10 protein-coding genes and 2 tRNA genes are annotated in these 11,953 nt (G+C 43.3%); all 12 read right to left on the reverse strand.

All coding sequences use genetic code 11. The features are described from left to right. Positions 1 to 79 precede the first annotated feature (79 nt). Positions 80 to 349, reverse strand: a complete 270-nt coding sequence (gene rpsO, locus A9260_RS16300; RefSeq protein WP_005417682.1) for a 30S ribosomal protein S15 — start codon at positions 347 to 349, stop codon at positions 80 to 82. A gap of 127 nt (positions 350 to 476) precedes the next feature. After that, positions 477 to 1,427 carry a tRNA pseudouridine(55) synthase TruB gene (gene truB, locus A9260_RS16305; RefSeq protein WP_068700885.1) on the reverse strand — a complete coding sequence of 317 codons (951 nt, stop codon included), beginning with the start codon at positions 1,425 to 1,427 and terminating at the stop codon, positions 477 to 479. Continuing rightward, entirely contained in the window at positions 1,427 to 1,822 is a 396-nt protein-coding gene (gene rbfA / locus A9260_RS16310; RefSeq protein ID WP_068700887.1) for a 30S ribosome-binding factor RbfA, read from the reverse strand. The genes truB and rbfA overlap by 1 nt, the downstream gene beginning before the upstream one ends. A gap of 108 nt (positions 1,823 to 1,930) precedes the next feature. Further along, on the reverse strand, positions 1,931 to 4,618 hold the full coding sequence (infB, locus tag A9260_RS16315) for a translation initiation factor IF-2 (protein WP_068700889.1): 2,688 nt from the start codon (positions 4,616 to 4,618) through the stop codon (positions 1,931 to 1,933). Positions 4,619 to 4,637: 19 nt separating this feature from the next. Continuing rightward, entirely contained in the window at positions 4,638 to 6,125 is a 1,488-nt protein-coding gene (nusA, locus tag A9260_RS16320; RefSeq protein WP_068700891.1) for a transcription termination factor NusA, read from the reverse strand. A gap of 23 nt (positions 6,126 to 6,148) precedes the next feature. After that, positions 6,149 to 6,604 (reverse strand): ribosome maturation factor RimP, encoded by a 456-nt coding sequence (gene rimP, locus A9260_RS16325; protein ID WP_068700894.1) that lies wholly within the window; start codon positions 6,602 to 6,604, stop codon positions 6,149 to 6,151. Positions 6,605 to 6,813: 209 nt separating this feature from the next. Beyond that, positions 6,814 to 6,890, reverse strand: a tRNA-Met gene (locus A9260_RS16330). A 48-nt stretch (positions 6,891 to 6,938) separates the two neighbouring features. Further along, positions 6,939 to 7,022, reverse strand: a tRNA-Leu gene (locus tag A9260_RS16335). A 15-nt stretch (positions 7,023 to 7,037) separates the two neighbouring features. Beyond that, positions 7,038 to 7,373: a preprotein translocase subunit SecG gene (gene secG, locus A9260_RS16340; protein WP_068700896.1), complete on the reverse strand. Its 336-nt coding sequence runs from the start codon at positions 7,371 to 7,373 to the stop codon at positions 7,038 to 7,040. Between the two features lie 201 nt (positions 7,374 to 7,574). Next, positions 7,575 to 8,078 (reverse strand): signal peptidase II, encoded by a 504-nt coding sequence (gene lspA / locus A9260_RS16345; RefSeq protein WP_231892629.1) that lies wholly within the window; start codon positions 8,076 to 8,078, stop codon positions 7,575 to 7,577. Further along, positions 8,071 to 10,902 carry an isoleucine--tRNA ligase gene (ileS, locus tag A9260_RS16350; RefSeq protein ID WP_068700900.1) on the reverse strand — a complete coding sequence of 944 codons (2,832 nt, stop codon included), beginning with the start codon at positions 10,900 to 10,902 and terminating at the stop codon, positions 8,071 to 8,073. Before ileS ends, lspA begins: the two co-directional genes overlap by 8 nt. Before the next feature lie 106 nt (positions 10,903 to 11,008). Beyond that, the gene (gene ribF / locus A9260_RS16355) at positions 11,009 to 11,938 is read right to left on the reverse strand and encodes a bifunctional riboflavin kinase/FAD synthetase (RefSeq protein ID WP_068700902.1); all 930 of its coding nucleotides are present in this window, start codon (positions 11,936 to 11,938) and stop codon (positions 11,009 to 11,011) included. Between the last annotated feature and the right edge of the window lie 15 nt (positions 11,939 to 11,953).

Consider the following 11,953-nt stretch of genomic DNA (forward strand, 5'->3'; position numbering starts at 1 on the left):
CATTAGATCAGCTTCTTTAAAAACAAAAAAAGGAGCCATAGGCTCCTTTTTATTCAAACTGCTTAGCGCAGTCGCTTAATTAGCGACGTAGGCCTAGACGTTTGATTAGGTCTTGGTAGCGAGCTAGATTTTTACCTTTAAGGTAATCTAGAAGCTTACGACGGCTTGAAACCATACGTAGCAGACCACGACGGCTGTGGTGATCGTGCTTGTGGTTAGCAAAGTGACCTTGAAGGTGGTTGATAGAAGCAGTAAGTAGTGCTACTTGAACTTCTGGTGAACCTGTATCGCCTTCACTTTGTGCGTATTCTGCAACGATTGCTGCTTTAGTTTCTGCATTCAGAGACATGTATCTCTCCTGATAAGAGTAAGTTTAAAAATTGTAGCGCCAATCTCTGATTCAGCCGCTACGCGAAGCGCGAATTATACGGATAAGATTTAGCTAAAGCAAGCGGTATAATGACAGATAATAACAGTTAACTGTCAGCTTCTTCTCTAAATACGACTAAGCGCTTCGGTGCAATGCGTCCATCGTCATCAATTTCAGCAACGCCAATAAAGGTCTTCTCTTCGCCAGAGGTCATACGAACAATACCTTCCTTTGGTGCACCCAATACTTGTACTGGCTGACCATGTTGCACCATATCCGTTAATTCAGGGATAAGGTTCACTTCAGGTAAGTCTTCTACGGCTGTATCCATAGGCAACAACAGTTCATCTAACAACTCTTTTGGCGGGATCTCTTGCTCGGTGGCTTTATCAAGTAATTCTTGAAGCTGCTCTAACGTCACCATTTTTTCATACGGGTATTTAGCAACACCAGTACGACGAAGATAGCTAACATGAGCACCACAACCTAGCATTTCGCCAAGATCGTCAACAATAGTACGAATGTACGTGCCTTTAGAGCAATGAACTTCTAGCTCAACCTCATCACCTTCAAAGCGAATAAGCTCAATCTCATAAACTGTGATTTTGCGCGATTCACGAGGAACTTCAATACCTTCACGGGCATATTCATATAAAGGCTTGCCTTGATATTTCAAAGCAGAAAACATTGAAGGGACTTGATCGGTCGTACCACGAAAAGAAGCAATCGCTTCTAGCACTTGTTCTTTAGTCACCGATACTGGGCGAGTTTGTACAACTTCACCATCTGAATCAGAAGTATTGGTACGCTCACCAAGCTTTGCAATGGTACGGTAACGTTTATCTGAATCCAATAGGAATTGAGAAAACTTGGTTGCTTCACCTAAACAGACAGGAAGCATTCCCGTTGCCAGAGGATCTAGCGCGCCAGTATGACCTGCTTTTTCAGCAAAATAGATGCGCTTAACTCTTTGCAGTGCACTATTTGAGGAGATTCCAGTTGGCTTATCTAGCAAGATGATGCCATTGACTGGACGTCCTTTACGACGTCTTGCCATTACTCTTCGTCCTCGCGACCCGACTCTGCTTTTTTCTGTTCGTCATTTGAAACAACTTCACTGACTAGGTTAGACATACGCATACCTTCAACCAATGTGTTGTCATACACAAAGCGAACTTCTGGCGTTAGACGAAGACGAATACGCTTACCTAGCGTCATACGGACTTCAACTTCATGCTCTTTAAGAGCTTCAAGGCTAGACTCTGGAGTTTGGTCACCGACACAGAAGAAGGTAACAAATACTTTAGCAACCGCAAGATCACGAGATACTTCAACATCAGAAATGGTCACCATTCCGATACGAGAATCACGAACTTCGCGTTGTAAAATAACAGCTAGTTCTTTTTGTAGTTGTTGCGACACACGTTGTGTGCGACTAAATTCTTTTGACATTTCTTTTCTCACTTTAGAAAAAATAATGAGGGGCATAAGCCCCTCATGGTGTATTCAACAACCAATTATCTAACATTAGAATTCAGATAATTTTTGTCAATGTGTTGATTAGTCAAGAGTACGCTTAACTTCAACAATTTCGAATACTTCGATTTGGTCACCAGCGCGAACATCATTGTAGTTCTTAACGCCGATACCACATTCGTAGCCATTCTTAACTTCTTGTACGTCATCTTTAAAGCGGCGTAGAGATTCTAGCTCACCTTCATAGATTACAACGTTTTCACGAAGAACACGGATTGGGTTGCTACGCTTAATCAGACCTTCAGTTACCATACAACCAGCGATAGCGCCAAGTTTTGGTGACTTAAATACGTCACGAACTTCAGCAAGACCAATAATCTCTTGTCTGAATTCAGGAGCAAGCATACCGCCCATCGCAAGTTTAACTTCGTCAATCAATTGGTAAATGATTGAGTAGTAACGAAGGTCTAGGTTTTCATTTTCAACAGTACGACGTGCCGATGCATCAGCACGAACGTTAAAGCCAAGAATGATAGCGTTAGAAGCTGCTGCTAGAACCGCATCAGTTTCAGTAATACCACCAACACCAGAACCTACGATGTTAACTTTAACTTCATCAGTAGAAAGTTTACGTAGTGAATCAGCAATCGCTTCTACAGAACCCTGTACGTCAGCTTTAAGAACAACGTTCAGTTCTGCAACTTCACCAGCAGTCATGTTTGAGAACATGTTCTCAAGTTTAGATTTCTGTTGACGAGCAAGTTTCACATCACGGAATTTACCTTGACGGTAGTTCGCAACTTCACGAGCTTTACGCTCATCACGAACAACAGTAGCTTCATCACCTGACGCTGGAACACCAGAAAGACCGATGATTTCCACAGGGATAGAAGGACCAGCTTCAACAATCTCGTTACCGTTTTCATCGCGCATTGCACGAACACGGCCGTATTCTTGACCACAAAGAAGGATATCACCTTTGTGAAGAGTACCTGACTGAACAAGTACAGTAGCAACTGGACCACGACCTTTATCTAGGCGAGATTCAACAACAACACCTGAAGCCATACCTTCACTTACCGCAGTAAGTTCAAGAATTTCAGATTGAAGAAGAATAGTTTCTAGCAAACCTTCAATGTTAGTACCTTGTTTCGCAGAGATGTGAACAAACATGTTCTCACCGCCCCACTCTTCAGGGATAACATCGTACTGAGCAAGCTCATTCTTCACGTTGTCAGGGTTTGCACCCTCTTTATCAATTTTGTTTACAGCAATAATTAGAGGTACACCTGCCGCTTTCGCATGCTGGATTGCCTCAACTGTTTGTGGCATTACGCCATCATCTGCTGCAACAACAAGTACAACGATATCTGTCGCTTGAGCACCACGAGCACGCATTGCGGTAAACGCGGCGTGTCCAGGAGTATCAAGGAAGGTGATCATGCCATTGTCAGTTTCAACATGGTAAGCACCGATATGCTGTGTAATACCACCCGCTTCAGCGTCAGCAACGTGCGCTTTACGAATGTAATCAAGAGTCGATGTTTTACCATGGTCAACGTGACCCATGATAGTAACAACTGGAGCACGCGGTAGTGATTCTTGAGAGCTATCACGATCAGAAAGTACTGCTTCTTCCAGTTCATTCTCTTTACGAAGAACAACTTTGTGACCCATTTCTTCAGCGACTAGAGCTGCAGTTTCTTGGTCGATAACTTGGTTGATAGTCGCCATAGCGCCCATCTTCATCATTACCTTAATCACTTCAGTTGCTTTCACTGACATTTTGTTTGCCAGTTCAGATACAACAACAGTCTCGCCAATTACAACGTCAGCTTTTGCTACAGTTGCAGTTTTATCAAAACCTTGCTGCATAGAAGTTGGTTTAGCTAGCTTGCCTTTACGACCACGACCACGTTGGTTGCGACCGCCACGAGCATTTGCGTTAGCATTTGCATCAGCTGGCTTTTTCTTCTTCTTCTTACGAGCGCCACCATCGGCACGACGGTCAGCAGCATCTTCTGCTTCACGAGCGTAAGTAGAAGTTGTGACGTGATAATCAGTGGTCTCAGTCTTCTTAGTTTGTTCTTCTTTAGCCCAACGTTCTGCGTTTTCTTCTGCAAGTTTACGCGCATCTTCAAGAAGTTTTTCTGCTTCTTGTTCTACTTTACGTTTAGCTTCTTCTTCTTGGCGACGTTTTAAGTCAGCCGCATCTTTTGCTGCTTGATCTTTCACTTTACGCTCTTCTGAGTCAATTTGTGGAGCTTCTTTTGATTCAGCTTTTGCTTTGGCAGCAGCTTGACGTTTTGCAGCTTCTTCAGCTTCACGTTTTACTTTTGCTTCTGCTTCACGCTGTGCTTTTTCTTCAGCTTCGCGTTTTGCTTTATCTTCAGCTTCCTGTTTTGCTGCAGCTTCTGCTTCTAGGCGTGCTTTATCCTCAGCTTCTTGACGAGCTTGCTCATCTACAGAGCTACGCTTCACGTAGGTACGTTTTTTACGTACTTCTACGGTTACATCCTTGCTCTTGCCGCCGCCAGCTGCAACACTCAATGTGCTACGTTTCTTACGTTGTAAAGTTAGACGGGTTGGTTCAGACTCGCCAGACGTATCACCATGTTCTTTCTTTAGGTGCGTCAACAGTGACTGTTTTTCTTCATCAGTCACATTATCGCTAGAGTTCTTTTTAAGACCTGCATCCGCTAATTGTTCGATTAAGCGCTCAACCGGCGTACCAATTTCTTCACTTAGTGCTTTAACTGTAAGTTTTGTCATGCAACTACCTCCGTGCGGATTATTCTTCGTCACCAAACCAACAGATGTTACGCGCAGCCATAATCAGCTCACCCGCACGCTCTTCTGTTAAGTCGTCGATACCTTCAAGATCATCAATGCCTTGGTCAGCAAGATCTTCTAGGGTCACTATACCTTTAGCTGCCAGTTTGAACGCCATTTCGCGTTCTAAACCTTCTAGAGCTAATAGGTCATCAGCAGGTTGTAATCCTTCAAACGACTCTTCTTGCGCTAGAGCAAGGGTAGTTAGTGCATTTTTAGCTCGACCACGTAGTTCTTCGACTAAGTCTTCATCTAGACCATTAATTTCCAACAACTCATTCATTGGCACGTATGCCACTTCTTCTAGTGTTGAGAAACCTTCTTCTACCAACATTTCTGCGAAATCTTGTTCAAGGTCTAGATGCTTCATGAAGCCTTCAATGGCTTCAGTTGATTCTGCTTCGTGTTTCTTCTGTAGATCTTCTACAGTCATTACGTTCAGTTCCCAACCAGTCAGTTGTGAAGCTAAACGTACGTTTTGGCCACTACGACCAATAGCTTGTGCTAGGTTATCAGCTTCTACAGCGATATCCATAGAGTGAGTATCTTCATCAACGATGATAGAAGCTACATCAGCAGGAGCCATTGCGTTGATAACAAACTGCGCCGGGTTATCATCCCAAAGAATGATATCGATACGCTCGTTGCCCAACTCACCAGATACAGCTTGTACGCGTGCACCACGCATACCAACACATGCACCCACTGGGTCAATACGACGGTCATTTGTTTTAACGGCAATTTTCGCACGAGAACCAGGATCACGAGCTGCTGCTTTAAGCTCAATGATATCTTCTGCAATTTCTGGCACTTCGATGCGGAATAATTCAGTTAGCATTTCAGGCTTAGAGCGAGTAATGAATAGCTGGAAGCCACGCGCTTCAGGGCGAACAGAATAAAGAAGACCACGTACACGGTCACCCGGACGGAAGTTCTCACGAGGAAGTTGGTCATCACGAAGGATAACAGCTTCTGCATTATTACCAAGATCCAAAACCACTGTTTCACGATTTACTTTCTTGACAACACCAGTGATTAGCTCACCTTCGTTATCAATAAATTGTTCAACGATTTGCTCACGCTCAGCTTCACGTACTTTTTGTACGATAACTTGTTTTGCTGTTTGCGTAGTGATTCGGTCAAATTTTACAGATTCGATATCATCTTCGATGTAACCACCAAGCTCGATAGTCTCATCATCGTATTTTGCAGCTTCAAAAGAGATTTCAAGAGTTGGATTTTCAACTTCTTCAACCACTTCCCAACGACGGAGTGTTTCAAAGTTACCGCTTTTACGGTCAATTTCAACACGTACTTCGATCTCGATCTCGTACTTCTTTTTAGTCGCAGTAGCTAGTGCAATTTCAAGTGCTTCAAATATACGCTCGCGAGGAACGCCTTTTTCATTTGAAACTGCTTCAACTACAGCTAAGATTTCTTTATTCATTCTAATAGCCTCTTAAAATAGACTTAAAACTTAGGGATCAGATTAGCTTTAGAGATGTTGCTTAAAGCAAACTCATTCTCTTCGTTGTCAGTCTCGATAGTAACTAACTCACCATCCAGACCTTTAATAATGCCTTTCCACTTACGGCGATTACCAACACCCATCTTCAACACTATGTTGACCTCATGGCCCACAAATTGCTCATAATGTGCAGCTTTGAAAAGCGGTCGCTCAAGTCCTGGTGAAGACACTTCTAGGCTATAAGCAACAGAGATTGGATCTTCTACATCCATTACTGCGCTCACCTGATGGCTTACTTCAGCACAATCGTCAACATTAATACCGTTTTCAGTATCGATATAAATGCGTAATGTCGAATATTCGCCTGCGCGAATAAACTCAAGTCCAACTAATTCGTAACCCAACGCCTCTACTGGCGCTTCAAGCATTTCCGTTAGTTGTCTCTCTAAACCAGTCATTATTCAACCACTCCAGAAACAAAAAAAGGGCATAAAGCCCATTTCATTTACCAAGCACACACCCGCAGTGATAAACCGCAGATAACAAAAAACCCCGATAATGTCGGGGTTTTATGCTGCTGGACCCTGATATCACTAAGCTTCTAAAAGCTTAGCTCATAACCGAAAAATTTCAGTTATGATGTTTGAAAACTCAGACCAAAATGAATTGGTTGCGGGGGCCGGATTTGAACCGACGACCTTCGGGTTATGAGCCCGACGAGCTACCAAACTGCTCCACCCCGCGTCCGATAATTGAACGCTTAAGTTCAATACATTGTTTTCAAACAATATATGGTGCCGAGAGAGGGACTCGAACCCTCACACCAAAGGCACCAGCACCTCATGCTGGCGTGTCTACCAATTTCACCATCTCGGCAATAAGTATTTAAACTTATTCAGGAATTTCTTCACCCTTTTGGGCTGGAATTTCCTTCACTACATCGTCTGCTTTTTGAATAGTTTGACCAGCTGTTGGGTCAATCCACTGAGACTCGGTTTTATGTGTAGACATATTACCTAGAAACAAACAAACAACGATAAAAATTAATGCAAAAACTGCAGTCATTCGGGTTAAAAAGTTACCAGAGCCGCCAGCACCAAATACTGTATTTGATGCACCTGCACCGAATGAGGCTCCCATATCTGCGCCTTTACCTTGTTGAATCAGAACCAGGCCAATTACACCAAGCGCAGCCAACAGGTAAATCACAAGTAGAGTTTCAAACATCTTTCCACCTATGTTCCAAATTGTTGAGCCAGCGCGTCATAATCTTGAAAAATATGATTACAACAAAGCTAGCGCGCCCTTTATAGGGCGGACGCAATACTAGCGAAACCTTGTCGCGGTGACAAGCAAAAATTGCTTCCACCGCCACTAAACGCTCAATTATCGAACATTGGTTTAACTAATACTGCATTTGTATAAAATTTACGCGTTACGTTTGGTGTTAACAAAGCTATCTAGGATAACCATAACCGCACCAATGCATATCGTGCTATCAGCTAAATTAAATGCAGGCCAATGATAAGTGCCAACAAAGAAATCTAAATAATCAACAACAAAGCCATGAATCACTCGGTCAAAAACATTACCTAATGCGCCACCAATAATCAGTGCATAAGCAATGTTATTCCACTTCTCAGCTTTAGGAAGTTTACTCATCCAAACCGTCAACATGGCACAAACTGCAATGGCGATTCCGGTAAATAACCATCGTTGCCAACCGCTTTGATCACCAAGAAAACTAAACGCAGCACCATAGTTATGGACATACAGTAAATTAAAGAAAGGCAACACTTCAATGCGGTTAGCCCAACCGTAACCCATGCTATCCATGACCACGAGTTTTATCGCGATATCGACGATAAAGATAAGGGCCGCGAGCCATAACCAGCGCACCCCACTCTGTTTTAGCGAGTTGATGTTAGGCAAACTTACGAACCTCACCTTCACCATCAATATTTGACACACAACGACCACAGATTGTTTCATGGCCTTCAATAGTGCCAACATCTGCAGTGTGGTGCCAACAACGGTCACACTTCTTAAGCTCAGTCGCATCTAGTTGCACAAACAAACCTTCAATATCAGTTTGTTGAGCGGTAGTTGGCTTATCAGAAAGCGCAGCAACATCTGCACGTGAAGTTAATAGAGCAAAGCGCAGTTCATCACCTAGCAGGTTCAGTTTTGCAGCCAATGCATCGTCAGCATAAAGCGTCACTTCAGCTTGTAGTGAGCCACCGATAAGCTTTTCTTTACGAGCTTCTTCAAGCAGTTTGTTCACTGAAGCGCGAACTTGCTGAATCTCATCCCAGAATTCGTTATTCAGTTCTTCACCTTCGGCAAGACCAAATAAGCCATCGTACCACTCACCTGTGAAGACGAATTTATCGCGTTCACCTGGCATTTGGTTCCAGATTTCATCTGCTGTGAATGACATGATAGGTGCCATCCAACGAACTAGACCTTCAACGATGTAGTAAAGCGCCGACTGACAACTACGTTGGGCATGACTGCCTTTCTTAGCGGTGTACTGGCGATCTTTAATTACGTCTAGGTAGAAAGAGCCCATTTCAATTGAACAGAAGTGCATCAAACGCTGAGTAACCGCGTGAGTGTTATATTCTTCGTACGATTGAACGATATCTTGTTGTGCTTCTAGAGCGCGACCTACAGCCCAACGGTCTAAAGCAACCATTTCGTCTGCTGGTACCAAATCAGTCTTAGGATCAAAGCCACTTAGGTTAGCTAAGAAGAAACGAGCCGTGTTACGGATACGACGGTACGCATCAGCACTACGTTTTAGAATCTCATCAGATACCGCAACTTCGCCGGTGTAATCTGTTGATGAAACCCAAAGACGCAAGATATCAGCACCAAGCTTGTTAGTAACATCTTTCGGTGCTACAACGTTACCGATTGATTTAGACATTTTACGTCCGTCACCATCAACCACAAAACCATGAGTTAATACTTGCTTGTATGGCGCTTCGCCTTTCATCGCAACCGATGAAATCAGTGAAGACTGGAACCAACCACGGTGTTGATCAGAACCTTCTAAGTAAAGGTCAGCACTTGCGCCGTGGAACTCTTCACGAGTATCAACAACAGAGTAGTGAGTCACACCTGAGTCAAACCATACATCAAGTGTATCCAATGTTTTCTCGTAGTTAGCAGCATCTGCTTCGCCAAGAAGTTCAGCGGTATCGATATCCCACCAAGCTTGAATGCCTTTTTGCTCAACCAGTTTTGCTACTTTTTCAATTAGTTCTTGAGTATTCGGGTGAAGCTCAGATGTCTCTTTATGGACAAATAATGTGATCGGCACGCCCCAAGTACGTTGACGAGAGATACACCATTCTGGGCGACCTTCAACCATACCTTCAATGCGGCTTTGGCCCCACTCGGGCATCCACTGAACACCTTTAATTGCTTCTAATGAATTAGCTCGCAGACCGGCTTGGTCCATAGAGATAAACCATTGTGGCGTAGCACGGAAGATAATTGGTGTTTTATGACGCCAGCAATGTGGGTAGCTGTGTTCAAAAGCGTGATGATGTAATAGCGCGCCCTTTTCTTTAAGAACGTCTAAAACAGAATCGTTAGCTTTAAATACGTGCTGACCTGCAAACAATTCTGTATCCGGTAGATACACACCGTTAGAACCAACAGGGTTAGCAACTTCAAGATCGTATTGCTTACCTACCACGAAATCTTCTTGACCGTGACCAGGTGCAGTATGAACGATACCCGTACCTGAATCGGTTGTAACGTGATCGCCAAGAACCACAGGAACAGTGAAGTCATAGAATGGATGTTGGAAGTTAAGAAGCTCTAAATCAGCACCTTTTGCAAAACCAAGGTTATGGAAATGTTCAATGCCAACACGATCCATCACATCTTTTGCAAGATCAGACGCTAAGATCAAGCGTTGAGGGTTTTCACCGTCAATCTGAACTAACACATATTCAAGATCATCACGTACACATACCGCACGGTTTGCAGGTAGTGTCCAAGGTGTTGTTGTCCAGATAACAACAAATAAATCACCTTCACCAGCATGACCATCAGCTAAAGTGAATTTGCTTAATACAGCTGCTTCATCAGCCGCTTTAAATTTCACATCAATAGACGGTGACACTTTATCTTTATATTCAACTTCTGCTTCCGCCAGTGCACTTCCACAGTCAGTACACCAATGAACAGGTTTAAAGCCTTTTAGTAAGTGACCGTTATCGGCGATTTTACCTAAAGCGCGGATAATGTTCGCTTCTGTACCAAAATCCATAGTGCGGTAAGGTTTATCCCACTCGCCCATGATACCCAAGCGTTTGAAGCTCTCTTTTTGGCCTTCAACTTGACCTGCAGCGTACTTGCGGCACTCTTCACGGAATTCAGCCGCTGAGATCTTATGACCCGGCTTACCTTTCTTCTTCTCAACCATCAGTTCGATAGGAAGACCATGGCAATCCCAACCAGGGATATACGGCGCATCGTATCCAGAAAGAGTTTTAGATTTAATAATAATGTCTTTAAGAATCTTATTTAGCGCGTGACCAATATGGATGTCACCGTTTGCGTATGGAGGGCCATCATGCAAAACAAAAGGCTTATTACCTTTTTTAGCTTCACGGATAGCACCGTAAAGATCTTCTTTATACCAACGCTTAAGCATTTCTGGTTCACGATTAGCCAGATTACCGCGCATTGGAAACCCTGTTTCTGGGAGGTTCAGGGTATCTTTATAGTCAGTCATCGATTCTTATTTCCGTAATATTGGGTGAAATTAGACATTTTGCTGAATGTCTACTTACTCAGCGATGAGTCCTCATAAACTGAGGTTCATGCATTTGGGTAGCGTATCATCTGTGCTGCAACAACCACACCCGAGCTGTTTCAGCATCTAATTCTATTTGAGTTTTAAGTGCATCAAAGGAAGGAAACTTCACTTCTTCACGCAACTTATGCAATAAACAGACTTCTAATTGTCTGCCATATAAATCTTTTGAAAAATCAAAAAAGTGCACTTCTAATTGTTGTCGTACACCATTCACTGTTGGCCTTTGCCCTACATTAGCAACGCCGCCAATTATTTGACCATCAATACTGGTTTCAACAACATAAACACCAGAGACCGGTGACACAGTTCGTTTTAATGGGATGTTAGCGGTTGGAAAACCAATCGTTCTACCTAGTTTTCGGCCATGCGAAACTCGCCCACTAATACTGTAATGTCGTCCTAGCATGGATTTGGCTTGTGCTAATTCATCACAATTTAATGCTTCACGAATTGCAGTGCTGCTGACTCTTTCTGTATTTAGACAGAAACTGGTCGTGCTCACAACCTCAAATCCATACTCTTTTCCTGCTTTTTCTAGCATAGAAAAGTTGCCTGTGCGTTTATTGCCAAATCGGAAGTCATCTCCCACAACGAGAAACTTGACTCCTAATTTATCCACCAGCAGTTCTTTAATAAACAGTTCCGGCGCAAGCTCCGCAAAACGTTTACTAAAATTCACACAAAGTAGACGCTCTAAATTCAACTTACTTAATTGCACGTATTTATCGCGCAGTCGCGTAAGTCGAGCTGGCGCCTTGCTTTGCAAGAATAGCTCTAACGGCTGCGGCTCAAAAGTCATCACCACAGCGGGAAGACCAAGTGCGTCAGCTTTTTGTTTTACCTGCTTCAAGACCGTTTGATGCCCTAGATGGACACCATCAAAGTTACCTATGGTCAAGACACATCCCTGATGCTCAGGGCGTATGTTATGGCTACCTCGGATAAGATGCATGTAACGTTTAAAACC

This window comes from Vibrio sp. UCD-FRSSP16_30 (genome assembly GCF_001676025.1).
Lineage (GTDB): Bacteria > Pseudomonadota > Gammaproteobacteria > Enterobacterales > Vibrionaceae > Vibrio.